The following is a 26,482-nucleotide window of genomic DNA, read 5'->3' as shown; positions in this document are numbered from 1 at the left end:
GGCGCCGCTGCCCGCCATCGCCCGGCGTTGTACACTCCCGCCATCCAGGGGAGGGACGGTCATGCACTGGCTCTATCTATTGTTTGCGGTGGGCGCGCTGGTGCTGTCCATGCGCACCACGTCGACCGCGCTGATGGTGGTCGGCCTGCTCGCGTCGCTGGGCCTGTTCGTCGCATGGATCGTCAGCTGGTACGCCGCGCGGATGGGCGACACGCAGCGCGACGAATCGCAGATGATCGATCCTGCCGAACTGCGCCGCCTGCGCGAGCTGGCGGAGGCACGCAAGCAGGGGACGGCGCCGCCCTCGGGACCCCCTCCGCTGTGAGGGCCACCCTCCGCTTCGCAGGGAGGTCGACATGACCGTCCTGAGCGTCAACGTGAACAAGATCGCCGTGCTGCGCAATTCGCGTGGTGGCGACGAACCGGACGTGGTGCGCGCGGCGCGCGCCTGCCTGTACGCCGGCGCGCATGGGATCACCGTGCATCCGCGCCCCGACCAGCGCCATGTCCGGGCCGACGATGTCCACGCACTCGCCGAACTCACCCGCGGCAGCCACGTGGAACTGAATCTGGAGGGCAATCCGTTCGCGCCTCCGCGCGAGGGCTATCCCGGCTTCCTCGCACTGTGCGAACAGGCGCGTCCCGCACAGGCGACGCTGGTGCCGGACAGCGACGGCCAGATCACCTCGGACCACGGCTTCGATTTCGATCGCGACGCCGGGCGCCTGCAGCCATTGATCGCGGAACTGAAATCCCATGGCTGCCGGGTCAGCGTGTTCGTCGATGCCGGCTGTCCATCACTGGAAAAAGCCGCCGCGATCGGAGCCGATCGCATCGAGATCTACACCGGTCCGTTCGCCGAGGCGATGGCGGCCGGGGAAGCCGACGCCGAACTCGCCCGCTGCATCCAGACCGCCCGGCATGCCCACTCCCTGGGCATGGGCGTCAATGCCGGCCATGACCTGAGCCAGGCCAACCTGCAGGAATTCCTGGAAGCGGTCCCGGACGTACTCGAAGTGTCGATTGGCCACGCGCTGATCGGCGAAGCCCTGTACGCCGGTCTGCACCGGACGGTGCAGAACTACCTGGCCATCCTGGAATCGGTCCGCGCCGAGCGGGCAACCAGCTGAAGGCGGCCCGCCCGGAACTACCCGCGGTTCGACTCAGCGTTCCCGCCAGCTGACCTGCTGGATGCCGCTGGCCCGTACCTGCGCCAAGGCGGTGACAACCTGCTGATAACTGGCATCCGGCGAAGCGCGCAGGGTCAACACGGCCTTCGGATCGCTGCGCAACGCATCGTCCAGGCGCTGGCGCAGGTCCGACGCCGACAGCGCGCGGTCGTCCAGCATCAGTGTGCCGTCAGCGGATATGTCGAGGCTGAGGATCAGGGGCTTGGCCTGATCAATCGGCGGGGTCGACTGCGGCAAGGCCAGATCCAGCGGCCGCGAAAGCAGCGGCGCGGTGACCATGAAGATGATCAGCAGGACCAGCATGACATCGACCAACGGGGTGACATTCATCTCCGCCAGGGCGGAGGGACGTGCGGTTGCGGAGAAAGCCATGGCGTACTCCTTTCGCGTCGGGTCGGAATCCACGCTACGCCCGACCGCAACCTCCTGGCAAGGGGGGAGCCGAAAATCTTGTGGGAGCGCGACGTGAGTCGCGACCGGGAGCGGCCTCTCCGCCGGGAGCCCCGTTTCGCGCGCCCCGGCTTTTCAACTGACCATGTTTCCCGGTCGCGACTTGCGTCGCTCCCACAGGAAATCACCGCGAAGATGCAAAAAAAACGCCGCCCGAGGGCGGCGTTCAATAGGTTTGCGTCTATGTGTGCTTACTGCACGAAACCGATTTTCAGCATCTGTGCGTTCTTGGCGGCGGCCAGTACTTTCGCCATCACGTCGTACTGGGCGTCCGGGTTCGCATCGATGCGCAGTTCCGGCTGGTTGGTCGGATCACGCTGGATCTCCTGCTCCATGCGCTGCTGCAGATCGCGCACGTTGACCGGAGAGTTGTTCCAGTAAACCGAGCCACCCGCATCGATACGCAGATCGATCGGCGGCGGCGGTTCCTTCAACTGCGGCGGCGGGTTGATCACACGCTGCGGCAGGGCCACGTCGATCGGGTAGGTCATGATCGGCGCGGTCACGATGAAGATGATCAAGAGCACCAGCATCACGTCCACGAGGGGCGTGACGTTGATGTCGGCCATGGGGCCCTTGCTTCCACCACTACTGAATGCCATGGCTCACTGCCCCTTTTCTTTGGTGGCGACGTAGCCGATATCCAGCATGCCCTGGCCCTGCGCGATCTTCGTCACCTCGTTGATCGTGCGCATCTTGGTGGTGCGATCACCACGCAGATTGAGCTTGGGCTGCGGTTGCAGCTGAGCCGTGCTGGACAGGCGCGACTCCAGGATTTCCTTGCTGATCGCTTCGTCGTTCCAATACAGCGAGCCATCCTCCTTCACCGAGACGGTGATGGGCGGAACCGGCGGGGCCTTCTTGTCGTCTTCGCTCTGCACGAGGTTCGCCTCGGGCAGTTCGATCTTCACCTTATGCGACATCAGCGGCGCGGTGATGATGAAGATGATCAGCAGCACCAACATCACGTCCACGAGGGGCGTGACGTTGATTTCGGCCATGGGGCCACTGCTATTACCACTACTGAAAGCCATTTTCGGGCTCCGTCAATGCTTGTCGATATGCCTGGGACTGCTGTTGCCGTTGACTCAGCGAACGCGCGAGCCGGTGGCGAAGAAGTCGTGCAGATCGTGGGCGAACGTATCGAACTTGGAGATGGTCGAACTGTTCGTCTTGCTGAAGAAGTTGTACGCGAACACGGCCGGGATCGCGACGAACAGACCGATGGCGGTCATGATCAGCGCTTCACCCACCGGGCCGGCGACGGCGTCGATGGAGGCCTGGCCGGTGGCGCCGATGCGGATCAGGGCGCCGTAGATGCCCCACACCGTACCCAGCAGACCCACGAACGGCGCGGTCGCACCGACGGTGGCGAGCAGGGTCATGCCGCTCTGGAGCTTCGAGCTCTCGCGGGTGACGGCCTGGCGCAGGGCGCGGTCAACGAACTCGGAACGGCTCAGGGCTTCGCCCAGACCGGTGCTGGAACCCTCGGCGCGCTGGTGGTGCGCGGCGGCCTGGGCAGCGTCCAGGGCGATCTTGGAGAACGGCTCGTTCTTCGGCTGTTCTTCCATCAGGCGGATGGCGTCCTGCGCGTTCGGGGTTTCCCAGAAGGTGCTGACGACGCGGTCGGCCTGACCTTTCAGGCGAACGCTCTTGAGCGAGTTGATGACGGTCCAGTACCAGGACATGGCCGACATGGCGACCAGGATGAGCAGCACTGCCCAGGAGACGGCGTACTCGCCGGGCTTTTGCACCATTTCGGTGATCAGGTGCTCGAAGCCCATGTTGGTGAGGGCACTCGCGGCGTTGTTGCCCCCGGCTGCGGCGGCGATGATGGTTTCCTGCAGCATGACGCTTACCTTTATTTAAGTGTGTTGATTGAGGGTGTTGCGGGTGACGAAACGGATGGGGTAACTCGGGACGGGCGGCGTCAGCCGCCCATCTTGAAGTCGACCGGGACGCGGACGCGACCGGCGGCCTTCTGGCCGTTGACGACGGACGGATTGAAGCGCCACTTGCGGGCGGCTTCCATCGCGGCGCGATCCAGGTCGCGGTTGCGGCTGGACTTCTCGACCGAGACGTTGGTGACGTTGCCGCTGGCATCCACGTCGATGATCAGGATGACCGTGCCTTCGATGCCGGCGCGGGCAGCCGACGGCGGGTAGCGCGGCGGATTCATGTTCTTGGACGAGATGTCCACGCTGGCGCCGATATCGGCGACCGGGGCCGGCGGCGCGGGCGGGGCCGGCGGCTGGTAGACGTCGGTCGGGCGCGGTTCGGACACTTCGACCGGCGGCGCTTCCGGCGGCGGCGGCAGCGGAGTCTGCTTCGGCGGCGCCAGGTTCTTGACCGGCGGCGGCGGCGTGTCCTGCTTCGGCGGCGGCGGCGGCGGGGGCGGCGGCGGCGGGGGTGCGTCAACGATCACCACGGAGGTACGTTGCGTTTCCTCCTTGTCCGCCGGCGGGGCAACCGCAGGAATGAGCAGCAGCAGCAGTGCGGCCGCGTGCAACGCGATCACGAAAGCTATGCCGATGATACGGGGCCAGTTGAGGCTCTTGTCCTCTTCTTCTTCCCGGTACCGATTGATGACCAGTTGTTCAGCCATGCGCCAATGAACTCAAGGTTGGTGCGGGACGTCGGAACGTCCGCGTCGTATTAGGTTCCCCCCACCTGACTTTTGGCAGGGGGAACTCTCAGCTTATACCATTCCGTGGTGCCAAAACCATCGTTTTTTCGATGTTTCTGGGCGTGCGAATATTGGTTTTCCGTTAGGGCAGGGCCAAGATCTTCTTGGCGTCCTCGGGCTTCTTCAGCCCCTTGTCCAACGCGGACTTGGCAGCCTGCTTGGCCTCCGGAATCCGGTCTTCCTGCCACAGGACGCGCGCCAGGTTCAGGTAGGTTTCGCCATTGGGCGACTGTGGCGCGGCCTTTTTCCAGGCCTCGATGGCCTGCGGGATCTGTTCGGAATAGTAGTAGGACTGTGCCAGGGCCAGCTGGACCTGATAGTCGTCCTTCAGCACGCCCTTCTGCAGACCCTCGTTGATGACCGAGATGACGTCCTTTTCGCGGCCGTCCATGTTGGCGTACATGCTGTACAGCTGACGGTATTCGCGATCATCGGTGAGCTGCCCGGAGGAACGCATTTTCTCCAGCACGCCGGCGGCCTGATCGGTCTTGTCGGCCTGCAGGTAGACCGAGGCGAGATTCATCTGCGCCTTCTTGTCGGCCGGGTTCTTGGCGGCGAGCTGCTCGGCCAGCTTGACGGCCGCGTCGTTCTGGCCGGCTTCGGCGTAGCTGGCCATCAGGATCTGCATCCAATCGTTCTTCGGTTCCGGAGAGGCCTCGATGGCCTGCTTCAGGAACGGAATCGCATCGGCGTAACGCTCGGCGCGATACAGGATGTTGCCCTTGACGACCAGTTCCTCCGGCTTCTGCGACTTGGTCTCGGCGAAGAACTTGTCCATCGTCGCCAGTGCTTCGGTGTACTGGTCATCCTGCATCTGCAGCTGGGCCAGGAAGAACATCGTCTGGTAGTGGTTGTTGTTGTCCAGGCCGTTGAACTCCAGGACCTTGTTCGCGTAGTCCTTGGCCAGCTTGGAATCATCCTTGCCGTAAGCGGCCTGCGCGCCGATCTGCGCGGCGACCGACTTGTCGTAGGCGTTGGCCTTGTCGCTGGCGATGATTTCGTTGACGAGCGTCATCGTCTCGTCTTCGTTGTTTTCCTTCTCGTAGGCCTTGAACAGCTTGTTGAGCTGGTTCTGCATCTTGGCCGACGCTTTTTCCTTCGGCTCCTGGCGCGTCGCCTCGGGATACTTGATCTCGACCTTTTCCTTCTTCTGCCGGCGCATGGAACTGCTGTCGTCGCGGTTCATCTGGGCCGCGGCATCCGCGGCAACCCCGGCGCCCAGCAGGCCGATGATGGCGAGGGAAAGCAGGGCATGTTTGGACTTGCGATGCAGCATGGGGGTCACCTCAAAGCGAACGGCAGAAGTCTGTAGGGGGTGGTCGGATCCTTCCGGGGCCGGAAAAGCTATCAGAAACTCCAGTGAAACAGGTAAGGTTTTTGTTGCTGCGGAGCAGCAATACGCAACCGATCTCAGCCGCAGCGGGGGGTGTTTCCGGCCTTGCGGGCGGCTTCGTAGGTGGGCACCAGGGCGGGAGCATCGCGCTGGAGCTCGCGGATGCGGTTGGTGGGATCGGGGTGGGTGGACAGCCACTGAGGCGGCCGACCGCCGCCCGCGGCCATCATGTTCTCCCACAGATTGACCGCCTGGCGCGGGTCGAAACCGGCCTGGGCCATCAGGCGCTGGCCGACCACGTCCGCCTCGCTTTCCTGGGTTCGCGAATTGGGCAGCAGGATCAGGCCCTGGGCGCCGAGGCTGCCGAACTGGCTGACCGCGTCCACGCCGGTCTGGCCGTACTTGGCGCCGGCCAGCGCGCCGAGGATGCTCAGGCCGGTCTGGGTGCCCATCTGGCGGGTGATGCGCTCCTCGTGGTGGCGGCTGATGACATGGCCGATTTCATGTCCCAGCACGGCGGCGAGCTGATCCTGGTTCTTCGCCACCGTGAAGATGCCGGTATTCACGCCGACCTTGCCCCCGGGCAGGGCGAAGGCATTGGGTTCCTTGTCCACGAACACCGCGGTTTCCCAGGCGACGGCGCGCTGCTGGGGCGGGAGCTGGCGGACCAGCGCGTTGACCACGCAGGTGACGTAGCTGTTCTGCTTCGCGTCGCGGTTGGCGGGTTCCTTGGCCTTGGTCTCGGCGAAGGCCTGGGCGCCGAGCTGATCCAGCTGCTGCTGGGAGATACCGCCAACCACCTGGGTGCGCCCGGTGGGCGAGGTGGTGGTGGCGCAGGCGACCAGCAGGGCCGCGATGGCGGCGGCAAGCAACCACGGTTTCATGACGGCGCACTCCAGCACGGAATCGGGTTTAGTGTCGGCAAGACCGTCTTAACATTCCGTCAACCGGACGCCGCCGTCAGCTGCAGGGCGCCCATGGCCAGGGCGTTGTTCAGCGCATGGGCGGCAATCGGCGCCCACAGGGTGCCGGTGCGGCGGTACAACCAGGCGAAAGCCGCGCCCATTCCGGTGTACACCGCGAGCAGCAGCAGCGTGGGGGCCAGGCCGTTGCCGTTGAGGCCGGGCGCCTCGTGGGCAAGCGCGAAGACCAGGCCGCTGAGCAGCATGCCAAGAATCGGATAGCCCGCCTGCCACAGGCCGCCGAACAGCACGCGCCGGAACAGCAGTTCCTCGTAGAGCGGCGCCAGCAGGACCGCGAACGCCATCGTGAAGACCGGCGTGGTGCTGGTCAGTTCGCGGATGGGTGCGAGGTTGCTGGGATTCGGCGGAACGCCCAGCCGCTCCCCCAGCCAGGCCGCGGCGCTGCTGGAAAGGAAGGTGAGCAGCGCCACGCCCGCCACCGCGATCCAGGTGCCGGTCCTGCGCAGGGCCTGCCACGAATGCTGGCGTTCCAGGGCCGTGGCGGGTCGCCGCCAGAAATACAGCAGCAGGGCGGTGCTGCCCATCGAGAACAGCGCGATCAGGATCTGCGCGAGCGCGCCGGGCTGCGCCAGTCCCGCCAGGATCTCGGCTTCCTCCGCGCCGCCGGCCGCCAGCTGGATCGCACGCAGGATGCCCCAGACAACGCCGGCCCCCATCATCAGCGCGAAGGTGATGACCAGAGCGAGCGCGGTATCGATGCCGAAGCCGGCCAGTGCCGACCGCAGCCGCGCCGGCGGTACGGGCGGTGGTCCCGCGTCGGGCGCCGCCTGCATCGGATCAGACGTCGAGGTTCGCGACCTTCAGCGCGTTGGCTTCGATGAAATCGCGGCGCGGTTCCACCACATCGCCCATCAGCGTGCTGAAGATCTGATCCGCGGCCACCACGTCCTCGATGCGGACCTGCAGCAGACGACGCGTATCCGGATTGACCGTGGTGTCCCACAGCTGTTCCGGGTTCATTTCACCCAGGCCCTTGAAGCGCTGGATGCTGCGGCCCTTCTTCGCTTCGTCGAGCAACCACGTCTGCACTTCCGCGAAGCTCTCGATCACCTGGGACTTGTTCCCGCGCGCAACGCTGGCGCCTTCGCGGACCAGGCCATGCAGCAGATCCGCCGACTCGCGCAATGCACGCAGTTCACCGCTCTCGAACACCGACAGCGGCAGCACCTGGGTGAGTTCCTCGCCCATGTGGCGGCGGGTGGACAGCAGCGCGGCAGGACGCTGTTCGTTGGCGGCCTGCAACTGCAGCGAATAACGCGGGCTGCCGAGGCCGCCCCGGTTGAGCTTGGCTTCCAGCGCATCCAGTTCGGCGCGCTGTTCCTGGTTGCGCGCGACGAACTCCGCATCCAGCGGCGCCGCGTCGATCAACGCTTCCAGCAACTGCGGATCGAAGCGGTGCGCGTTGCGCGCGATCGCCTCGCGCGCGTTGGCGTAGGCCAGCAACAGTTTTTCCAGCGCTTCGCTCGGAATCGGCGGTTCGCCGGCGGCCGGAATCAGCGCCGCGCCCTCGACCGCGCTGTTGGCCAGATAGACGTTCAACGCCGCGTCGTCCTTCAGGTACAGCTCCTGCTTGCCCTGCTTGAGCTTGTACAGCGGCGGCAGGCCGATGTAGACGTGGCCGCGTTCGATCAGTTCCGGCATCTGCCGGTAGAAGAACGTCAGCAGCAACGTGCGGATGTGGGACCCGTCCACGTCGGCGTCGGTCATGATGATGATGCGGTGGTAGCGCAGCTTGTCCGGGTTGTACTCGTCCTTGCCGATGCCGGTGCCCAGCGCGGTGATCAGCGTGCCGACTTCGGCCGAGGACAGCATGCGATCGAAGCGCGCGCGTTCCACGTTGAGGATCTTGCCTCGCAGCGGCAGCACCGCCTGGTTCTTGCGGTTGCGGCCCTGCTTGGCGGAGCCGCCTGCCGAGTCACCCTCGACGATGAACAGTTCCGACAGCGCCGGATCCTTCTCCTGGCAGTCGGCCAGCTTGCCGGGCAGGCCGGCGATGTCCAGCGCGCCCTTGCGGCGGGTGAGTTCACGGGCCTTGCGGGCGGCCTCGCGGGCGCGCGCGGCATCGACCACCTTTTCCGCGATGGCGCGGGCCTCGTTGGGGTGTTCCTGCAGGAACTCCTCCAAACGTGCACCGAACGCGGCCTCAACAGCCGGCTTCACGTCGGAACTGACCAGTTTCTCCTTGGTCTGCGAGGAGAAGCTGGGATCCGGCACCTTCACCGACAGCACGGCGATCATGCCTTCGCGCATGTCATCGCCGGATAGATTGACTTTCGCCTGCTTGGCGATGCCGTTCTGTTCGATGTAGTTGCTGAGGGTGCGGGTCAGGGCCGCGCGGAAACCGGCCAGGTGGGTGCCGCCATCCTTCTGCGGGATGTTGTTGGTGAAGCAGAACATCGTTTCCTGGTAGGCGTCGGTCCACTGCAGGGCGACGTCCACCGTGATGCCATTGGTTTCGCCAGTCACCGAAATGACGTTCGGGTGCAGCGGGGTCTTCAGCTGGGCCAGATGCTCGACGAAGCTGCGGATGCCGCCTTCGTACTGGAACACGTCCTGGCGACCTTCGCCGCGCTCGTCGATCAGGGTGATCTTCACGCCCGAGTTGAGGAACGACAGTTCGCGCAGGCGGCGGGCCAGAATGTCGTAGTGGAACTCGACATCGGTGAAGATTTCGGCCGACGGCCAGAAACGCGTGAGCGTGCCGCGCTTGTTCGACGCTTCCAGCTGCCTCAACGGATAGACCGGCTCACCGAGGTGGTATTCCTGCTCGTGGTGGAAACCATCGCGCCAGATGTCGAGGGTGAGCTTGTTCGACAACGCGTTGACCACCGACACGCCGACGCCGTGCAGGCCGCCGGAAACCTTGTAGCTGTTGTCGTCGAACTTACCGCCGGCGTGCAGCACGGTCATGATGACTTCGGCCGCTGAAACGCCTTCTTCCTTGTGGATGTCGACCGGGATGCCGCGACCGTTGTCCGACACCGACACCGAGCCGTCCTCGTGGATCTTCACGATCACATCGTCGGCGTGGCCAGCCAGGGCTTCGTCGATCGAGTTGTCGACGACTTCGAACACCATGTGATGCAGGCCGGTGCCGTCGTGCACGTCGCCGATGTACATGCCGGGGCGCTTGCGGACCGCTTCCAGGCCCCGGAGGACGGTGATTTTGCTGGAGTCGTAATTGCCGTTCGGTGCAGGAATCGTTTCGTCGGTCATTCGCTTCGTGGTCGGCTGCATAGCCGCTGGTGCCAGACCGGAGAACGCCGGGCTGGCACGCAAGCTATAGGGATACGAGCGGAAATTATAGCATCCCGGGCGCAGGCGCCCCCGATGCGCTGCCGCTGTCAGACAGGGGACAGTTGCCCGTGTTCCACGTGGAACCGGGTTGGCTGCGCGTCCATTTCCAGCAGGGCGGGCGGAAGCTCGGTACCGGTGATGAATACCTGGGCGCCGCTGCCGAGCAGACGCTCCAGTACCCGCCGCTGGTGGCTGCGGTCGAGTTCGGAAGCCAGATCATCCAGCGCGATCACCGGCCATTCGCCGCGACGTGCGGCGTAATCCTCGGCCTGGGTCAACAGGCAGGCCAGCGCCGTGAGCTTGGCCTGGCCACGCGACAGGGCTTCCCGGGCGGGGCAGGCGGCATAGTCCACCCGCCAGTCGGCGCGGTGGGGCCCTACCGACGTGTGGCCGGCCGCACGGTCCCGGTCCCGCGCCAGCAACAAGGCATCGGCCAGGGAGACTTCGTGCCGCCGCCAGCCGGGCTGGAATTCCAGGCTGGCGCGCCCCAGCGCCGGCACCAGCTCGCCCGCCATCCGGCTCAAACGTGGCTGAAGTTGGTCCAGGTACTGCAGGCGCCGCTGGGTCAGCGGCTCTCCGGCCTCGGCGAGCTCGTGGTCCCAGGCGTCCAGTTGGGCGCCGCCGATACCGGACTTGAGCAGGGCATTGCGTTGCTTCAGGGCACGGGCATAGCGCCGCCACAACCCGAGGAAGTCCTGTTCCACGTGGAACAAGCCCCAATCGATGAAGCGTCTGCGGGGTTCCCCGCCGCCAGTGACCAAGGCATGGCTGCCCGGCTCGAAGCTGACCACCGCCAGAGCGGCACACAGCTCACCGAGCTGAGCCACGGTTTCGCCGTCCAGACGCCCGGTCCAGGCCTGGCCGCTATGACGCAGTCCGGCGCGACGGGGCCGGGTGGTTCCGTCTTCCTCCCATTCGACGAAGACTTCGACCGCTTCGGCACCGGTACGGACCAGTCCATCCCTCACCCGTCCACGGAAGCTGCGGCCGTACGCCATCAGGTGCAGCGCCTCCAGCAGGCTGGTCTTGCCGGCCCCATTGTCTCCGGTAATCAGATTCAACCCGGGCGCGGGCCGCAGGCTGGCCTGCTCGAAACGGCGCAGTCTCGCCACGGTCAAGCGGGTCACGCGCACAGGCTGGGGACTCCGGTCAGGGCAGGCAGAAGTCGGGAAGCCACCCGGGACGGTGGAAGCGGGCGGGGGAGCATGGCGGGATCTTACGGGATCGCCCTGCCGGGATGGACGGGATTCCGGATGGCGCGCGCCCCGTGAATCCGTCTCCGGATCGCCGGATCGAAGATGTGGGGGAGCCATGCCCGCATCGGCGTCGTGCCGGAGCTCTGTGGAGTTGCACCGCCCCAAAACGAAATCGCCCGGCATGGGCCGGGCGAAATACGTGTTCCACGTGAAACCAGACGTCAGAGACGCAGCGGCATGACCACGTGACGGGACTTCTCGCTGCTGGCTTCGCGAACCAGCGCCGAGGAGTTGGCGTCCCGCAACTGGATCACCACCTGTTCGTCGCGCAGCGCACTGAGGGCGTCCAGCAGGTAGTTGACGTTGAAGCCGATGGCCAGGCCGTCGACCTTGGTGTCTGCCTCGATCTCTTCCTGGGCTTCTTCCTGCTCCGGGTTGTGGGCGCTGATCCGCAGCTGGCCGGGAGAGACTTCCACCCGCACGCCGCGATACTTCTCGTTGGACAGGATGGCCGCACGCTGCAGGGCCGCGCGCAGCACCTCGCGATCCAGCAGTACTTCGCGGTCCGCGCCAATCGGAATCACCGCGCCGTAGTCCGGGAAGCGGCCGTCAATCAGCTTGGAGGTGAAGGTCACATCGTCACGCTTGACCCGGATGTGGCTGCGGCCGACTTCCAGCTCCAGCGCGCGATCGCCGCCTTCCAGCAGGCGCTGCAGTTCGGTCACGCCCTTGCGCGGCACGATGATCTGGCGCTTGGACAGCGGCGCGCCCTCCAGCGTGGCCTCGCACAGCGCCAGCCGGTGGCCGTCGGTGGCCACACAGCGCAGGGTGCGGTCGGCCAGGTCGAACAGCAGGCCGTTGAGGTAATAGCGCACGTCCTGCTGGGCCATCGCGAACGCGGTGCGTTCGATCAGTTCCTTCAGCGTTGCTTCGGGCACGTCGACCCGCTCGGTGGCCTCGACTTCATCCACCGAGGGGAAGTCGTTGGCCGGCAGGGTCGCCAGGGTGAAGCGGCTGCGTCCGGCCTGCACGGTGACCTTGTCGGCCGACTGGCTGACGGTGACCTTGCTGCCGTCGGGCAGGGCGCGGACGATTTCGAACAGCTTGCGGGCCGGAATCGTGGTCTCGCCGTCCTGGGCGTCATCGACCGCGCTGCGCGCGATCATTTCCACTTCGAGATCGGTGCCGGTCAGCGACAACTGGCCGTTCTGCACCTGCACCAGGAAGTTCGCCAGGACCGGCAGGGTTTGCCGCCGTTCGACCACGTTGACCACCTGGGCCAACGGCTTGAGGAATGCTTCGCGCTGAAGGCTGAAACGCATGTCGGTGGGTGCCCCTTGTGCCTTGTGCTTCTAAAAAGAAGTGAAAGATCTTAAAAACTGGTGGTGATGGTTTCGCCGAAATCAGTGGAGAACCATCACAAACATTTGAATCGCAAAGATTTTCCGACAGATCCAACCCCGTGGACAAGCCCCTCGGGAGGGACCCTGAAACCTGTGGATAAATTCTGGCGAAAATTCCAGCCACAGTTTGTCCACAGGGGTGCAGGCGTCTTACTCACTGAGTTTACGGATCAACTTATCCCAATCCTCGCGGAGTTTGCCATCGGTCTCCATCAGGCTGCGGATCTGGCGGCACGCATGCAGCACGGTGGTGTGATCGCGACCGGCGAAGGCATCGCCGATTTCCGGCAGGCTGTGCTCGGTCAGCTCCTTGGCCAGCGCCATCGCGACCTGGCGGGGCCGCGCCAGCGAGCGGGTGCGGCGCTTGGACAGCAGGTCCTTGATCTGCAGGCCGTAGTAATCGGCCACGGTCTTCTGGATGTTCGGGATGCTGATCGCCTGCTGCTGCGCGCGCAACAGATCGCGCAGGGTTTCCTGGGCGAACTCCGGGGTGATCGCGCGGCCGGTGAAGTTGGCGCGCGCGGCCAGCGTGTTGAGCGCGCCTTCCAGATCGCGCACGTTGCTGCGCATCTTCTTGGCGAGCAGGAACGCCACTTCGTCGGGAATCTCGGCGCCACGATCGCGCGCCTTGGACAGCACGATCGCCGCGCGGGTCTCGAAATCCGGCGGTTCGATCGCCACCGACAGGCCCCAGGCCAGGCGCGACTTCAGCCGTGGTTCCAGGCCTTCGACCTCGCGCGGATAGCGATCACAGGTGAGGATGATCTGCTGGCGGCTGTCGAACAGCGCGTTGAAGGTGTGGAAGAACTCTTCCTGGGTGCGATCCTTGCCGGCGAAGAACTGGATGTCGTCGATCAACAGCGCGTCGACCTGCTGGAAGCGACGCTTGAACTGATCCATCGATTTCTCGATGAGCGCCTTGGTCATCGCGCTGAAGAACTGCTCCGAACGCAGGTACAGCACCCGCGCATTGGGATTCTGCCGGCGCATCTCGTTGCCGGCGGCGAACATCAGGTGGGTCTTGCCCAGGCCGGTGCCGCCGTACAGCAGCAGTGGGTTGTGGGCGCGGTCACCCGGCTTCTGCGCCGCCTGCCAGGCGGCCGCCCGGCCGAGCTGGTTGCTGCGGCCCTCGACGAAGTTGTCGAAGGTGTAGTGGGTATCCAGATTGCCGGCATAGGGCTCGGCCGTGGCGACGGGCGCCATCGACAGACCCGGCGCGGCGGGCCTGACCGGCTCCGGCGCGCGGGCGCGCGAACCGATTTCCAGCGAAACCTCGGCATGCCCGGCGAAATAGTCCAGCAGTTCCCGGATCCGGTCCAGGTAACGCTCGCGGACCTGTTCCACGATGAAGGCGTTCGGCGCGTACAGGACCACCGCATCGCTGCGCTGTTCGGCCTGCAGCGGCTTCAACCAGGTGTGTACATCCTCTGCCGGAAATTCGGCTTCCAGGCGTTCAAGGCAGCGGGGCCAGGCATCCATCGCGTGAAACAACTCGTTCTTGATAAGGTGTGGAAAACACGGCGTCCACGCCACGCGCCTGCGCGGTCGGGAGCCTGTAAAGAAGGGGTCGGCCAGACTACCACCGCCACCCGGCCGCGCCAATGGCTCCTGTGCATAAGATGTGGATGAATGGACCGGCGGCGATCCCAACCGGAGCGCGGCCTTGCGTCGCCCATTTCGATCTTCTTCGCCGGTGTTGACCGTAACCGGCGGATACCTATAGAATTTCCGGTTCTTTCCATCCGCAACCCCGCACGAGGGCCCCATGGCCACCAAGCGCACTTACCAACCCAGCAATCTCAAGCGCAAGCGCGACCACGGCTTCCGTGCCCGCATGAAGACCGCAGACGGTCGCAAGATCCTGTCGCGTCGCCGCGCCAAGGGCCGCAAGCGCCTCACCGCCTGATGGCTTTGCCGCAATTCGCGGCCGAGACATCAATCATGCGATGCCCTTGCCAGGAGCCCGCACTGAACGGTGCGGGCTTCTTGCTGTCATGAGCGCAGCATTTCCACGTCCTGCCCGGGTCCGTACGGGCGCGGAGTATGCCCGCGTCTTCGAGAAGTCGCGCCGCTGCTCGGATCCGTTGCTGAGCCTGCATTGGCTGGCTGGTGAACACCCGGCCCGGCTCGGCATGGCCGTTTCCCGCAAGGTCGACACCCGCGCCGTGGGCCGCAACCGAATCAAGCGCCAACTGCGCGAGCAGTTCCGCCGCCTGCGTAGCCAGCTGCCCGGCGGCGACTACGTCGTGGTGGCGCGTCCACCGGCCAGGACGGCCAGCAACGCGCAACTGCTGGACACCTTCGTCCGTGTCCTCGTCCGCGCCGGCGCATTGCCGCCGACTCCGGCGGTAGGCACAATGCCGGCGGCCTTGAATTCCCCTTCTTCTTCCTCCACGACACCGGAACCCCACGCCGGTTGAGATTGCCTGTCCGATGAACCAGACCCGTGTTTTCCTGATTTTCGCCTGGCTGATGGTGGCGATCCTGTTGTGGATGGAGTGGGGCAAGTTCAATGCGCCCGCCGCCGCGTCCGTTACCCCGGCGGTGACCGCCCCCGCGGCGCAGGGCAGCACCGTGCCGACCGCTGCCCCCACCGCGCAGCCGGGAAGCACGGTTCCGCAGGTGCCCGCTGCCGCGCCCGCGACGGCAATCGCTTCCGCCACGCCCTCGACCGGCCAGCGCGTGACGATCAGCAGCGACGTGCTCAAGCTGGTGCTCGACGGTGGCAGCGTGCTGGAGTCGGAACTGCTGCATTACCCGCAGGACAAGCGCCCCGGCAGCCCGGCGGTGAAGCTGTTCAACCAGGATCCCGCGCATTACTACGTCGCCGAGAGCGGCTGGGTGCCGGCCGGCGGCACGCGCGCCGCGCCGAACCATGAAAAGGGCTTCGTCCCCGAAGCCGGCACCGCTTTCGCGCTTGCGGCCGGCGGCGATGAAATCTCCGCGCCCTTCATCTGGCGTGGTCCGGATGGCGTCAGCATCCGCCGCACCTACACGCTCAAGCGCGGCGAATACGCCGTGCAGGTGCGCGACGAAGTGGTCAATGCCGGCAACACACCGTGGCAGGGCGCGATCTACCGCCAGCTGACCCGCAACCCGCCGCTGGTCAAGCGCGGCATGACCAACCCCGAATCCTTCAGCTTCAGCGGCGCCACCTGGTATGACGGTGGCTACCAGCGCCGCAAGTTCGACGAGGACTACGTGGCGGATGGCCGCGTCGATTGGCGTGGCACTGGCGGCTGGATCGCGATGCTCCAGCACCACTTCTTCACCGCATGGATTCCGCAGGCGGCCGACCACACCACCATCTCGCTGGATGAGCCGAAGTACGCCACCGGTCCGCGCCCGCTGATCCGCGACATGGGCGATGCGCTGAACGTCGCGCCGGGCCAGACCGTCGCGACCACCGCGCGCCTGTGGGTCGGTCCCAAGCTGGTCAACAAGATCAAGGCCGAGAAGGTGCCGGGCCTGCACCGCGCGGTCGACTACAGCCAGTTCCAGATCTTCGATCTGATCGGCCAGGGCCTGTTCTGGATCCTCGCCCACCTGCACGCGCTGCTGGGCAACTGGGGCTGGTCGATCATCGGCCTGGTGCTGCTGGTGAAGGCGGCGCTGTATCCGCTGTCGGCGGCGCAGTACAAGAGCTTCGCCAAGATGCGCAAGTTCCAGCCGCGCATCCAGCAGCTGAAGGAACGCTACGGCGACGACAAGCAGAAGTTCCAGGTCGCCATGATGGAGCTGTACAAGAAGGAGAAGATCAACCCGATGGGCGGCTGCCTGCCGATCCTCGTGCAGATGCCGATCTTCCTGTCGCTGTACTGGGTGCTGGTGGAATCGGTGGAACTGCGCCAGGCGCCGTGGTTCGCCTGGATCCAGGACCTGACCGCGCAGGATCCGTACTTCATCCTGCCGGTCCTCAACATGCTGGTGATGTGGCTGACCCAGAAGCTGACGCCTGCGCCGGGCATGGACCCGATGCAGCAGAAGATGATGCAGTTCATGCCGCTGGTGTTCGGCGTCATGATGGCCTTCTTCCCGTCCGGCCTGGTCCTGTACTGGGTCACCAACGGCGCGCTCGGCCTGTTGCAGCAATGGTGGATGACCAAGCGGCATGGCGAGCCCGCCACCGCGACGGCCACCGCCAAGAAGTAAGCCGCGCCACTCCGAGAAAAACCCGCCGCAAGGCGGGTTTTTCTTTGCCGGGGTAACATGCGCGGCCACCCCTTCCGCTGTTTTTCCGGACCTGCCGCGATGCCATTCCGCCGTTTTCTTTGCCTGTTGTTCGTGTTGGCCGCGGGGTTCGCGCTGGTGGCTTGCGGCAAGGGCGACGGTGGCACGGACGTCGGAAAACAGGGCGCGTCGACGCCGGCTTCGGCGGGTACGGCCGGCGCGGTGGACACCCGCGCGATCGACGCCGAACTGAAGGCGCAGCTGGAGAACCACCGGCGGATCATCGTCCTGCTCGACGACGAGGATTCCCTGCCGGCCGCCGCGCGGGCCAGCGCCAGCGCGATCGGCCAGAGCCTGTTCCACGACAACCTGGAACGCGCCGTACGCCTGCAGGGGCTGTTCGCCGCGTTGCTGGCCCGGTCCGAACCCGAACGCTTCGCCGCCCTCGGCGGGCGACTGGACTACATCGAATCGGCGCCGGATCTGCATGACGCCGATCGGTTGGCGTTCCGCGAAATCCTGCGCGATCTGCAGACACTGGTCGGCAAGGATTCCTCGCTGCCGGCGATCAAGCTGCACCAGCGCATCGGCGAGGACCTGGAGGCGCTGGAGGAAATCGAGCGCAACTACAACCGCGAGATCACCCGCATCTTCAGCCGCTTCGACACCACCCGGGCGATCGAGCTCAAGCGCGAGAAGTGGGACGACTATGTCGCCAGCCTGCGCAAGCGCCACGACCGCGACGCGCTGCTGCGCGAATACGGGGTGATCGCCCCTTATCCGATGTCGATGGCCGATGGCGATCGCGAGGTGTTCGGCCGCGATCTGCCGCCGAAGACGGTGGTGTTGAGTTTCGACGACGGCCCGCATCGCGCCTACACCGAGGACATCATCGCGATCCTCAAGCGCTACGACGTGCCGGCCACGTTCTTCCAGGTCGGTCGCAACCTGGGCAAGCTCGACGACAAGGGGCAGGCGGCGCTCGGGCCACTGGCCGGCGTCACCCGCGATCTGATCGCGCAGGGTTACACGGTCGGCAACCACAGCCTGACCCACGCGCAGCTGTCCAGGCAGACCGGCGACGCCTTGCGCAGCCAGATCCTCGACACCGACACCCTGCTTCGCGATATCGATGCGCGCCGCGCGCCGTTGTTCCGCTTTCCCTATGGCGCGCGCAACGCCGAAGGCATGCGCATCCTCGGCGAGGCCAAACTGCGTTCGGTGATGTGGAACATCGACTCGCTGGACTGGGCCGATCCGGTGCCGGAATCGATCGTCCAGCGCGTGCTGGACCAGGTCCAGAAGGAGCAGCGCGGTATCGTGCTGTTCCATGACATCCACGAGCGCACGGTCAAGGCACTGCCGCAAATCCTGGATCGGTTGTCCGCCGAGGGTTACCAGTTCGCCGCCTGGAACGGTCGCGACTTCAGTGTCGCCCGCGCCGCCCGCAGCCAGGAGCCCGCGGTCACCACCGGCTACGCGCGTTCCTGGGCGATCGTCATCGGCATCGACGACTACGCGCGCTGGCCGAAGCTGCGCTATGCCGGCAACGATGCCCAGGCCATCGCCGATACCCTGACCGGACAGTTCGGGTTTCCGTCCTCGCAGGTCATCGTGCTCAAGGACAGGGAAGCGACCCGCAACAACATCCTCGCGGCTTTCCACGACCGGCTCGGTCATGGCGGGCTCGGCAAGAACGATCGGGTGTTCGTGTTCTTCGCCGGCCATGGCGCGACCCGCCGGCTGGCATCGGGACGCGAGCTGGGCTACATCATTCCGGCCGATTCGGATCCGTCGCAGTTCGCCAACGACGCCATCGCCATGACCGACATCCAGAACATCGCCGAAAGCCTGGAGGCCAAGCACGTGATGTTCGTGATGGACGCCTGCTACAGCGGCCTGGGCCTGACCCGGGGCGGCAACGGCGCCAGCGCCTACCTGCGCGAGAACGCGCGCCGGATCGCGCGGCAGATGCTGACCGCCGGCGGCGCCGACCAGCAGGTCGCCGACAGCGGGCCGAATGGCCATTCGGTGTTTACCTGGGTGCTGTTGCAGGCGCTGTCGGGCAAGGGCGATCTCAACGGGGACGGCCTGATCACCGGCACCGAACTGGCGGCCTACGTGGCGCCGGCGGTATCGGGCATCTCGCCGCAGACACCCGCATTCGGATCGCTGCCGGGATCGCAGGGTGGCGAGTTCGTGTTCGAAGTGCCGGCCGGCGACGAATTCCTCACTGCCGGCACGCAGCAGCTGTCGAGCGAGGCCATCGCGCTCAACGGCAAGGTCGAGGCCTCCACGCCCGAGGCGGGGACGGGCCAGGTGACGATCCGGGATCTGCAGGGTGACGCGCGCCAGGTCGCGCTGCCGGCCGCCGCCGGTCGCGTATCAGAGCGCCAGCAGGCGCAGCGTGCCAATGATCGCGGCCTGCAGCTGTACAAGGAAAAGCGCTATCCCGAAGCCGAGGAAGCCTTTGCCGAGGCGCTGAAGCTGCGTCCCGATTTCGCGCTCGCGGCGAACAACCTGGGTTTCGTCTATTACCGCCAGGGCAAGTACGCGCAGGCGGCGCGGTGGCTGGAGAACACGGTCCGCATCGATCCCTCGCGCGCGGTCGCCTATCTCAATCTGGGCGATGCTTACCGTCATCTGGATGACGTCGCCAAAGCGGAGAAGGCCTACCGCACCTATCTCGAGCTCCAGCCCACCGGCGCTTCGGCCGATGCCGTGCGCGAGCAGCTCAGGCAGCGGCAATGAACGTGATGGCGCCGCAGGACACCATCGCCGCGATCGCCACCGCGCCCGGAGCGGGTGGGGTCGGCATCGTGCGCCTGTCCGGGCCGCGCGCGCTGTCCATCGCCGCGGCGATGTGCGGACGCGGACTGCAGCCCCGGCGTGCCCACCATGTGCGCTTCGACGACGGCGAAGGCGGCACCCTGGACGACGGCATCGCGCTGGCGTTTCCCGGTCCGGCCAGTTTCACCGGCGAGGACGTGGCCGAACTTCAGGCGCATGGCAGTCCGGTGGTGTTGCATGCGTTGGTGGATCGCGCCTGCGCGCTGGGCGCGCGCCGCGCCCGTCCCGGCGAATTCAGCGAACGCGCCTTCCACAACGGCAAGCTGGATCTGGCGCAGGCCGAGGCGGTCGCCGATCTGATCGCCGCGTCGGACACCCGCGCCGCCCGCGCCGCCCGGCGTTCGCTGGACGGTGTGTTCTCGCGCCGCGTGGATGCGATCGCCACCGCCCTGCTGCGCCTGCGCGTGCATGTCGAGGCGGCGATTGATTTCGCCGACGAATCGATCGAGACGCTCGGTGGCGGCGAAGTCCGCGCCGGTCTGGAAGCGGCGCAGGCGGAGTTGCACCAATTGCTCGCCGACGCCGAGCGCGGACGCAAACTGCGCGATGGACTGCACACGGTGATCGTCGGGCCACCCAACGCCGGCAAGAGTTCTCTGCTGAACGCGCTGGCGGGCAGCGATCGTGCCATCGTCACCGACGTGGCCGGCACCACCCGCGACACCCTGCACGAAACCATCCGCCTGGACGGTCTCGAATTGCATCTGGTCGATACGGCCGGCCTGCGCGAGGGCGGCGACGCGATCGAACGCGAGGGCATGCGCCGCGCCCGCGCCGAGCTGCAGCGCGCCGATCTGGCGCTGGTCGTGGTCGATGCGCGGAACGTGCAGGCCGGCGCGGCGGCGGTGGCCGACGTGATTGCCGACGTGCCCCGGCGGCTGTGGATCCACAACAAGATCGATCTGCTGCCCGTATCGCCGGAGGACATCGATCCGGAGGTGGTGGCGGTCTCGGCCGCGACCGGACAAGGCCTGCCGGCCCTGCACGCGCGCCTGCGGGAACTGGCCGGCCAGGGGACGGGCGAGGGCAGCGAAGGGGAGTTCTCGGCCCGAGCCCGCCATGTCGATGCCCTGCGCCGCGCGGCGGCGCATGCTGAACGGGCAAACGGTGAACTGAATCACGAAATGCTGGAGCTGGCCGCCGAGGAGCTGCGGCTGGCGCACGACGCGCTTGGGGAGATCACGGGGAAGATCTCCGCCGACGAGATGCTGGGGTACATCTTCTCGACCTTCTGCATCGGCAAATAAGGTGACAAGATTGACAGACGGGGCGTGATCCCGTGTGCTGGGCACGCGGGATCCATTGATTCACTTTCGTGTTTCTGGGGGAAACAACCGATGCTGTCGAACATGCACTACGCCAAGTCGCGTTTGGCGGTACCGCTATTGCTGGTACTGGCCATCGCCGCATGCTCCAAGGATGAACCGGCCCCGGCACCCGCCGCCGGCCAGGCCGCCGCCACCGGCCAGACCGCGCCACCGCCGCCGGCGGTTTCGGCGGAAGTCCAGGCCATGAACGTGGATCAGCTCCGCGACGCCGCCACCAATGCGTTGCGCGAGAACCGCATCTACGCGCCCGGCGGCAACAACGCCATGGAGTACTACCTGGCCCTGCGCGACAAGCTGCCCAATGATCCGGGCGTGACCAGCGCCTTGACCGATCTGATGCCGTACACGCTGATCGCCGCGGAGCAGAGCATCGCGCGCGAGGAGTTCACCGAGGCGCAGCGTCTGTCGGCGATCATCGAGAAGGCCGATCCCAAGGCGCCGGCGCTGCCGCGTCTGAAGCAGAGCATCGCCGCGGCGCAGGAAGCGGTCGCCCAGCGCGCGCAGGACACGGAAGCCAAGACCAAGGCGGCCGAAGAGAACCGGGTGAAGGAACAGCAGCGGTTGGCGCAGCAGGCCGAACAGCAGCGCGCGACCGAAGCGGCCGCGGCGCAGCAGCTGGTGCAGCAGCAGGAAGCGGCCCGACAGGAAGCCGAACGGCAGGCCGCGGCCCGCCGCGAGGCCGAGCAACGGGAAGCCGCCGCCCGCGCCGCCGCCGCGCAGACACCCGCCGCGCCGGCTTCGGCGCCGGCCAGTACCGCGGCGACTTCGGCTGGTAGCAACCAACTGCGTCCGATCAGCACGCCGGCGCCACGTTATCCCCCCGAAGCCCTGCGCGCCGGTACCGCTGGCGAAGTGCTGGTGGAATTCACCGTCGGCACCGATGGCTCGGTCACCTCCGCGCGGGTGGTGCGCGCCACACCGGCGCGGGTGTTCGATCGCGAAGCGGTCAACGCGGCCAAGCGCTGGAAGTTCCAGCCGGTCAGCGAGCCGGTCACCACCCGCCGCACCATCGGCTTCAATCCGGGCGGTTGATCCGCGGAACCAGGCAACAAAAAAAGGGGCGGAATTTCCGCCCCTTCTTCATTCCGGCATCGCAAGCGCCTCAGCCCGAAATCGCCAGCCGCTCCTGGTGGTAGCGGCGCACCGCGGCGAACCACAGCAGCGCCGCCAGACCGAACGCGCTGACCAGGTAGATGCCCCAGATCTGCGGGGTGATGGCCTCATTGCGGATGACCTTGAGGATCAGCTGGTTCTGCGCCAGGAACGGCACCGCGAACTGCCACAGCTGGCTTTTCACCGGGCTGGCCATCAACGCGAAGGTGGGCACCATCGGCAGCAGCAGCAGCCAGGTCATGTGGCTCTGCGCCTCCTTCATGCTCTTGGCGCTGGCGGCCAGCCAGGTCAGCAGCGAAGTGCCGATGAACAGCATCGGCAACAGCACCAGCAGCATCTGCGCCATCGCCGGGAACGACACGTTCAACTGCCGGCCGACGCCCGAGGAAATCTGCGCGCTGAAGCGGAACGCCAGCAGGGTCAGGATCAGGGTGCCCATGCCGATCGCGCAGGCCGCCGCGATCTTCCCGCTGACCACCGCGCCGCGCGAGGCCGGCGTGGCCAGCAACGGCTCCAGCGATTGCCGCTCGCGTTCACCGGCGGTGGCGTCGAGGATCAGGTAGGCGCCACCGATGAACGAGGTCAGGATCAACAGGTAGGGCAGCAGCACCGACAGCAGCACGCCGCGCTTGGCTTCCGGCGTGGCCAGATCCTGCGCGCCGATGTTCACCGGCTTGGCCACGGAGGCGTCGAGCCCGCGCGCCATCAGGCGCAGCGCACCCGCCTGCTGGCTGTAGATCGCCAGCGTGGTTTCCAGGCGGCGGCTGGGAATCTCGGCGTCGCGGCGGGTGCTGTCCTTGATGATTTCCACCAGCGCCGGCTTGCCGGCGCGCCAGTCCCTGGCGTAGTCGGGGCTGATGCGCAGGGCGACGTCGATGTCCTGGTTGCGGATCGCGGCGGACAGATCCTTCGGCGGATCCACCGCCTTCAGGCCGTAGCTGGCCAGGAAGGCGACCAGATTGGGCGCGTTCTCCTTGCCGACCACGGGGATGTCCAGCTGCTTGTCGATCTGGGTGCGGGCGCGCTTCTCGGCCAGCGAACCCATGCCCAGCATCAGCGCCGGGTACAGCAGCGGGCCGAGGAACAGGGCCAGGGCAAGCGTGCGGCGATCGCGCGAAAGATCCTTGAGTTCCTTGCGCATCACGGTGATGACGGTACCGAACAGGCTCATGCGTGCAGTCCCTCCTCGGACCCGATCACTTTGACGAAGGCGTCTTCCAGGTTGTCCTCGCCGACCTGCTGGCGCAGTTCGTCGGCGGTGCCGGCGGCGACCACGCGCCCCTTGGCGATGACCACGATGCGATCACAGAGCGCGGCGACCTCCTGCATGATGTGGCTGGAGAAGATCACGCAGCGGCCTTCCTCGCGCAGCTGGCGCAGGAAGCCGCGCATGGCGCGCGTGGTCATCACGTCGAGGCCGTTGGTGGGCTCGTCGAGGATGACGTTCTTCGGGTCGTGCACCAGCGCGCGGGCGATCGCGGTCTTGGTGCGCTGGCCCTGCGAGAAGCCTTCGGTCTGCCGATCCAGGATGTCGTCCATGTCCAGCGCCTGCGACAGCTTGCGGGTGCGCTCGGCGATCAGTTCGCGCGACAGGCCGTGCAGCTCGCCGAAATAGGCGATGTTCTCGCGCGCGGTCAGGCGCTTGTAGACGCCGCGGGCGTCCGGCAATACCCCCAGCGCGCGGCGCACCGCGACCGGGTCGCGGGCGGCGTCGATGCCGTCGACCAGCACGCTGCCGCGATCCGGCGACATCAGCGTGTACAGCATGCGCATGGTGGTGGTCTTGCCGGCGCCGTTGGGTCCGAGCAGGCCGGTGATTTCGCCGTCGCGCGCCTGGAAGCTGACCGCGTCCACCGCGTTGACCAGGCCGGTCTTGGTCTTGAAGCTCTTGTGCAGATCCTGTGCAACGATCATTGAATCTCTCCTGGAATCGCGCCGGTGGATGGGAAGGGGATGCGGAAGTCCATCACGGCTCCCATCCGTTGAAACCGGTGAAGGCGGGCGTGCCGTCGATCGCATCCAGGCACTTGGCGTCCAGCGCCTTGGCATCCGTCGATTCGATGAACTGGCTGACCAGCTTGGGCATGCAGCCCTGGCCGATCACGTTGTGGCCCTGGCCACGCAGGACCAGGTGGCGACCGTTGGACAGTCCCTTGAGCACGGACTCGCCGTAGCTGGGCGGGGTGACCGGATCCTGTTCGCCGGACATCAGCAGCGCGGGCACCTTCGACACCAGCGGCCGGGTGAAGCCGGCCGGACGCTCGCCCTTCGGCCAGACCGCGCAGGGACTGAAGAACAGCCGCGCCAGATCGTCGCCCATCACCGTGTCGGCGTCGGCCGGATCCGGCTGATAGCGATCCGCGTCCTCGGCGCAGATCACCGACAGCTGCATGCCGCGCGCCATCTGTCCGGACACCTGCCCGTCCATGAACTTGGCCAGCGACATCAGCGGCCCGTAGCGGCCCTGATCGGCTTCATCCAGCACCAGCGGCAGCAGCGAGGTGGTCGCCGGCATGTAGGAGAACGCGTGGGTCAGTCCGGTCACCGTCGAGGCGGACAGCTTGTCCCGCTTCTCCTGGCCGCTGGATGGATCCCGGTAAGTCACCTCCACCGGCGCGGCGGACAACCGCTGCTTGAGCGCCAGCAGGCGGGTGCGCAGATCGGTCGGATAGTGCGCGCGGCAGGCGGCGTCGGCGGCGCAGGCCTTGGATTGCAGCGCCAGCGCATCGTCGAACCGGCGGGCGAACTCGCCGCCGACCACCAGCGTGTTCGGCGCCACGCCGTCCAGCACGATCGCGCGGGTGTGTTGCGGATAGGTGCCGGCATACTGCTGGGCGACACGGGTGCCGTAGGACACGCCAATCAGGTTGATCCGCGCGGCGCCGATCGCGGCGCGCACGGCATCCAGATCGCGGATCGCGTCGGTGGTGGTGTAGTAGCGCAGATCGGCGTGTCCGGACAGCGCGTTCACGCAGTCACGCGAGATGGCCTGCAGGGCCGCCTCGTCCAGCGAATCCATGTCGGCGACCGACCCGTCCTCGGGACCCTTGCATTCCAGTGGATTGGAGCGGCCGGTACCGCGCTGATCCACCAGCACCACGTGGCGCTGCTTGCGGACCTCGCGCAGGGCCGCGTCGACCAGTACCGCATGCTCGGTCGCGGCCTGGCCGGGACCGCCGGCGAGGAAGAACACCGGATCCTCGAGGGCCGCGCCTTCGTCGGTGGCCGGCAGCCAGGCGAGGTTGAGGGCGATCTTGCGGCCCTGCGGGGCCTGGCGGTTCTCCGGTACTTCGAAGGTCGCGCACTGCGCCTCGACGTTGCCGCCGGTTCCGGGCTCGGCCAGCGTGCAGGGCTGGAAGGTGATGCGGCCATAGTGGCGGCCGGTGGCGGCCTTGTCGGGCGCGGGGTCGTTGCTGCAGGCGGCGAGCGCGAGCAGGCCGGCACAGGCCAGCAGGGTCTTGCGGTGGTGTCGCATGGGCGTTCGTCCTGGTTGCGATGCGTTTCAGGATGCCATGACGACACCGGCCGGCGGATGTGACCAAAGTGCGGTGTTTTTTTTCAGTCCACCCGGATGTACGACAAAGCCATGGCGGGGCAGCCCGCGTGGAGTTTCCGGGCGGCGGCGCCCTGCCACCGGATGTCGTCAGCGGGTCGGCTGTCGGCTATTTGCTGCTGACGTACTTTTCCCGCCGGATCTGCGGAATCGGCAAGCCTGCGGCCTTCAACGCCTCGAAGCAGGCATCGACCATGTCCGGATTGCCGCACAGGTAGGCGATGTCGCCCTCCGCGTCCGGAGCGAACTCGGCCAGATGCTGCTGCACGTAGCCCTGGCGGACATCCGGATGCGGATGGTCCGGCAGCGCGCGCGAGAAGCAGGGCACGAAGCGGAATTGCGGGTGCTGATCGGCGAAGGCGCGGAAATCGTCGCCGTACAGCAGTTCGGCCGGCGTGCGCGCACCGAACAGCAGGACCACCTCGATGTCGCGGCCGGCGATCTGCTCGGCGATCTGCGGCAGCATCGCCCGATAGGGCGTGACGCCGGTGCCGGTGGCGATCAGCAGATAGCGGCGGTTGCGGTCGTTGGGCATCAGGCAGAACCGGCCGTAGGGTCCGCTCGCATCGACGTGGCCGCCCTCGGGCAGGCCTTCGAACAGGGCCGTGGCCGCGCCGCCGGGCACGTAGCTGACCGCTATCTCCACCGCCTCGCCCGGCCCCAGCCGGTGGTCGTGGATGGTCGCCAGCGAATAGCTGCGCTTGGCCGGGGTGCCGTCGGCGTAGGTGAAATGCACCTGGATGAACTGGCCCGGGATGAAATCCAGGGGCTGGCCGTCGTCGCGGACGAAGACATAGTGGCCGACGCTGGGGGCCAGCATGCGGCGCCCCACGAGCTTCAACGGAAAATGGACGATGGCCAAGGTGCTGGGCGATGGAACGGTGTGGTGCCGGGGCCGGCCCGGCGGGGTGCCTATAATAAGCGTTCGTG

24 protein-coding genes are annotated in these 26,482 nt (G+C 66.5%); 8 read left to right on the top strand and 16 right to left on the bottom strand.

What is annotated here, in order from left to right; translation table 11 throughout:
* The first annotated feature begins 61 nt into the window (after positions 1-61).
* The gene (locus AC3DEZ_RS01215; protein ID WP_488386570.1) at positions 62-325 is read left to right on the top strand and encodes a hypothetical protein; all 264 of its coding nucleotides are present in this window, start codon (positions 62-64) and stop codon (positions 323-325) included.
* A 31-nt stretch (positions 326-356) separates the two neighbouring features.
* Complete coding sequence (locus AC3DEZ_RS01210; protein WP_488386569.1) at positions 357-1,130, top strand: pyridoxine 5'-phosphate synthase; 774 nt, start codon at positions 357-359, stop codon at positions 1,128-1,130.
* Positions 1,131-1,163: 33 nt separating this feature from the next.
* On the opposite strand, the gene AC3DEZ_RS01205 is transcribed toward AC3DEZ_RS01210, so the two are convergent.
* The 12 genes from AC3DEZ_RS01205 to dnaA form a co-directional block, all read right to left on the bottom strand.
* A complete protein-coding gene (locus AC3DEZ_RS01205; RefSeq protein ID WP_488386568.1) occupies positions 1,164-1,562 on the bottom strand; it encodes an ExbD/TolR family protein in 399 nt (132 codons plus the stop codon).
* A 269-nt stretch (positions 1,563-1,831) separates the two neighbouring features.
* Positions 1,832-2,242 carry an ExbD/TolR family protein gene (locus AC3DEZ_RS01200; RefSeq protein ID WP_295376711.1) on the bottom strand — a complete coding sequence of 137 codons (411 nt, stop codon included), beginning with the start codon at positions 2,240-2,242 and terminating at the stop codon, positions 1,832-1,834.
* Positions 2,243-2,245: 3 nt separating this feature from the next.
* Positions 2,246-2,674, bottom strand: coding sequence for an ExbD/TolR family protein (locus AC3DEZ_RS01195; RefSeq protein ID WP_488386567.1), 429 nt, complete (start codon positions 2,672-2,674; stop codon positions 2,246-2,248).
* A gap of 54 nt (positions 2,675-2,728) precedes the next feature.
* Positions 2,729-3,490, bottom strand: coding sequence for a TonB-system energizer ExbB (gene exbB, locus AC3DEZ_RS01190; RefSeq protein WP_447103992.1), 762 nt, complete (start codon positions 3,488-3,490; stop codon positions 2,729-2,731).
* Between the two features lie 80 nt (positions 3,491-3,570).
* Positions 3,571-4,245 (bottom strand): energy transducer TonB, encoded by a 675-nt coding sequence (locus AC3DEZ_RS01185; RefSeq protein WP_447103991.1) that lies wholly within the window; start codon positions 4,243-4,245, stop codon positions 3,571-3,573.
* Positions 4,246-4,408: 163 nt separating this feature from the next.
* Positions 4,409-5,602 (bottom strand): tetratricopeptide repeat protein, encoded by a 1,194-nt coding sequence (locus AC3DEZ_RS01180; RefSeq protein ID WP_447103990.1) that lies wholly within the window; start codon positions 5,600-5,602, stop codon positions 4,409-4,411.
* Positions 5,603-5,736: 134 nt separating this feature from the next.
* Positions 5,737-6,543, bottom strand: coding sequence for a M48 family metallopeptidase (locus AC3DEZ_RS01175; RefSeq protein WP_488386566.1), 807 nt, complete (start codon positions 6,541-6,543; stop codon positions 5,737-5,739).
* Positions 6,544-6,602: 59 nt separating this feature from the next.
* Complete coding sequence (locus AC3DEZ_RS01170; protein WP_488386565.1) at positions 6,603-7,415, bottom strand: CPBP family intramembrane glutamic endopeptidase; 813 nt, start codon at positions 7,413-7,415, stop codon at positions 6,603-6,605.
* A gap of 4 nt (positions 7,416-7,419) precedes the next feature.
* A complete protein-coding gene (gene gyrB, locus AC3DEZ_RS01165) occupies positions 7,420-9,858 on the bottom strand; it encodes a DNA topoisomerase (ATP-hydrolyzing) subunit B (protein ID WP_488386564.1) in 2,439 nt (812 codons plus the stop codon).
* A 128-nt stretch (positions 9,859-9,986) separates the two neighbouring features.
* A complete protein-coding gene (gene recF / locus AC3DEZ_RS01160) occupies positions 9,987-11,072 on the bottom strand; it encodes a DNA replication/repair protein RecF (protein ID WP_488386563.1) in 1,086 nt (361 codons plus the stop codon).
* A 284-nt stretch (positions 11,073-11,356) separates the two neighbouring features.
* Positions 11,357-12,457 carry a DNA polymerase III subunit beta gene (gene dnaN, locus AC3DEZ_RS01155; RefSeq protein ID WP_488386562.1) on the bottom strand — a complete coding sequence of 367 codons (1,101 nt, stop codon included), beginning with the start codon at positions 12,455-12,457 and terminating at the stop codon, positions 11,357-11,359.
* 231 nt (positions 12,458-12,688) lie between these two features.
* The gene (dnaA, locus tag AC3DEZ_RS01150; RefSeq protein WP_488386561.1) at positions 12,689-14,017 is read right to left on the bottom strand and encodes a chromosomal replication initiator protein DnaA; all 1,329 of its coding nucleotides are present in this window, start codon (positions 14,015-14,017) and stop codon (positions 12,689-12,691) included.
* A gap of 286 nt (positions 14,018-14,303) precedes the next feature.
* On the opposite strand from dnaA, the gene rpmH reads away from it, so the two are divergent.
* From rpmH to AC3DEZ_RS01120, 6 genes are all read left to right on the top strand, one after another.
* Entirely contained in the window at positions 14,304-14,444 is a 141-nt protein-coding gene (gene rpmH, locus AC3DEZ_RS01145; protein ID WP_097123437.1) for a 50S ribosomal protein L34, read from the top strand.
* A gap of 88 nt (positions 14,445-14,532) precedes the next feature.
* A complete protein-coding gene (gene rnpA / locus AC3DEZ_RS01140; RefSeq protein WP_488386560.1) occupies positions 14,533-14,958 on the top strand; it encodes a ribonuclease P protein component in 426 nt (141 codons plus the stop codon).
* Positions 14,959-14,971: 13 nt separating this feature from the next.
* Positions 14,972-16,690 carry a membrane protein insertase YidC gene (gene yidC, locus AC3DEZ_RS01135; protein WP_488386559.1) on the top strand — a complete coding sequence of 573 codons (1,719 nt, stop codon included), beginning with the start codon at positions 14,972-14,974 and terminating at the stop codon, positions 16,688-16,690.
* 99 nt (positions 16,691-16,789) lie between these two features.
* Positions 16,790-19,459, top strand: coding sequence for a polysaccharide deacetylase family protein (locus AC3DEZ_RS01130; protein WP_488386558.1), 2,670 nt, complete (start codon positions 16,790-16,792; stop codon positions 19,457-19,459).
* Positions 19,460-19,461: 2 nt separating this feature from the next.
* Entirely contained in the window at positions 19,462-20,805 is a 1,344-nt protein-coding gene (gene mnmE / locus AC3DEZ_RS01125) for a tRNA uridine-5-carboxymethylaminomethyl(34) synthesis GTPase MnmE (protein WP_488387030.1), read from the top strand.
* Between the two features lie 90 nt (positions 20,806-20,895).
* Entirely contained in the window at positions 20,896-21,918 is a 1,023-nt protein-coding gene (locus AC3DEZ_RS01120) for an energy transducer TonB (RefSeq protein WP_488386557.1), read from the top strand.
* 70 nt (positions 21,919-21,988) lie between these two features.
* On the opposite strand, the gene AC3DEZ_RS01115 is transcribed toward AC3DEZ_RS01120, so the two are convergent.
* The 4 genes from AC3DEZ_RS01115 to AC3DEZ_RS01100 form a co-directional block, all read right to left on the bottom strand.
* Positions 21,989-23,170: an ABC transporter permease gene (locus AC3DEZ_RS01115; protein ID WP_488386556.1), complete on the bottom strand. Its 1,182-nt coding sequence runs from the start codon at positions 23,168-23,170 to the stop codon at positions 21,989-21,991.
* Positions 23,167-23,913, bottom strand: coding sequence for an ABC transporter ATP-binding protein (locus tag AC3DEZ_RS01110; RefSeq protein WP_447103978.1), 747 nt, complete (start codon positions 23,911-23,913; stop codon positions 23,167-23,169). The genes AC3DEZ_RS01115 and AC3DEZ_RS01110 overlap by 4 nt, the downstream gene beginning before the upstream one ends.
* 52 nt (positions 23,914-23,965) lie before the next feature.
* The gene (locus tag AC3DEZ_RS01105) at positions 23,966-25,474 is read right to left on the bottom strand and encodes an alpha/beta hydrolase (protein ID WP_488386555.1); all 1,509 of its coding nucleotides are present in this window, start codon (positions 25,472-25,474) and stop codon (positions 23,966-23,968) included.
* A gap of 187 nt (positions 25,475-25,661) precedes the next feature.
* A complete protein-coding gene (locus tag AC3DEZ_RS01100) occupies positions 25,662-26,471 on the bottom strand; it encodes an FAD-binding oxidoreductase (protein WP_488387029.1) in 810 nt (269 codons plus the stop codon).
* Between the last annotated feature and the right edge of the window lie 11 nt (positions 26,472-26,482).

The sequence above is a fragment of the Pseudoxanthomonas sp. 134C1 genome (assembly GCF_057773065.1).
Note: the sequence above shows the minus strand (reverse complement) of the source record. Positions and strands in the feature narration are given on the sequence as shown.

Excerpts from the sequence above, each read along its gene's own strand:
- dnaN (WP_488386562.1), bottom strand. The coding sequence starts at position 12,457 with ATGCGTTTCAGCCTTCAGCGCGAAGCATTCCTCAAGCCGTTGGCCCAG.
- AC3DEZ_RS01115 (WP_488386556.1), bottom strand. The coding sequence starts at position 23,170 with ATGAGCCTGTTCGGTACCGTCATCACCGTGATGCGCAAGGAACTCAAG.
- AC3DEZ_RS01110 (WP_447103978.1), bottom strand. The coding sequence starts at position 23,913 with ATGATCGTTGCACAGGATCTGCACAAGAGCTTCAAGACCAAGACCGGC.
- gyrB (WP_488386564.1), bottom strand. The coding sequence starts at position 9,858 with ATGACCGACGAAACGATTCCTGCACCGAACGGCAATTACGACTCCAGC.
- AC3DEZ_RS01175 (WP_488386566.1), bottom strand. The coding sequence starts at position 6,543 with ATGAAACCGTGGTTGCTTGCCGCCGCCATCGCGGCCCTGCTGGTCGCC.
- yidC (WP_488386559.1), top strand. The coding sequence starts at position 14,972 with ATGAACCAGACCCGTGTTTTCCTGATTTTCGCCTGGCTGATGGTGGCG.
- AC3DEZ_RS01105 (WP_488386555.1), bottom strand. The coding sequence starts at position 25,474 with ATGCGACACCACCGCAAGACCCTGCTGGCCTGTGCCGGCCTGCTCGCG.
- AC3DEZ_RS01200 (WP_295376711.1), bottom strand. The coding sequence starts at position 2,242 with ATGGCATTCAGTAGTGGTGGAAGCAAGGGCCCCATGGCCGACATCAAC.
- exbB (WP_447103992.1), bottom strand. The coding sequence starts at position 3,490 with ATGCTGCAGGAAACCATCATCGCCGCCGCAGCCGGGGGCAACAACGCC.
- dnaA (WP_488386561.1), bottom strand. The coding sequence starts at position 14,017 with ATGGATGCCTGGCCCCGCTGCCTTGAACGCCTGGAAGCCGAATTTCCG.
- rpmH (WP_097123437.1), top strand. The coding sequence starts at position 14,304 with ATGGCCACCAAGCGCACTTACCAACCCAGCAATCTCAAGCGCAAGCGC.
- AC3DEZ_RS01180 (WP_447103990.1), bottom strand. The coding sequence starts at position 5,602 with ATGCTGCATCGCAAGTCCAAACATGCCCTGCTTTCCCTCGCCATCATC.
- AC3DEZ_RS01170 (WP_488386565.1), bottom strand. The coding sequence starts at position 7,415 with ATGCAGGCGGCGCCCGACGCGGGACCACCGCCCGTACCGCCGGCGCGG.
- AC3DEZ_RS01130 (WP_488386558.1), top strand. The coding sequence starts at position 16,790 with ATGCCATTCCGCCGTTTTCTTTGCCTGTTGTTCGTGTTGGCCGCGGGG.
- AC3DEZ_RS01195 (WP_488386567.1), bottom strand. The coding sequence starts at position 2,674 with ATGGCTTTCAGTAGTGGTAATAGCAGTGGCCCCATGGCCGAAATCAAC.
- AC3DEZ_RS01215 (WP_488386570.1), top strand. The coding sequence starts at position 62 with ATGCACTGGCTCTATCTATTGTTTGCGGTGGGCGCGCTGGTGCTGTCC.
- AC3DEZ_RS01205 (WP_488386568.1), bottom strand. The coding sequence starts at position 1,562 with ATGGCTTTCTCCGCAACCGCACGTCCCTCCGCCCTGGCGGAGATGAAT.
- AC3DEZ_RS01120 (WP_488386557.1), top strand. The coding sequence starts at position 20,896 with ATGCTGTCGAACATGCACTACGCCAAGTCGCGTTTGGCGGTACCGCTA.
- AC3DEZ_RS01210 (WP_488386569.1), top strand. The coding sequence starts at position 357 with ATGACCGTCCTGAGCGTCAACGTGAACAAGATCGCCGTGCTGCGCAAT.
- rnpA (WP_488386560.1), top strand. The coding sequence starts at position 14,533 with ATGAGCGCAGCATTTCCACGTCCTGCCCGGGTCCGTACGGGCGCGGAG.
- AC3DEZ_RS01185 (WP_447103991.1), bottom strand. The coding sequence starts at position 4,245 with ATGGCTGAACAACTGGTCATCAATCGGTACCGGGAAGAAGAAGAGGAC.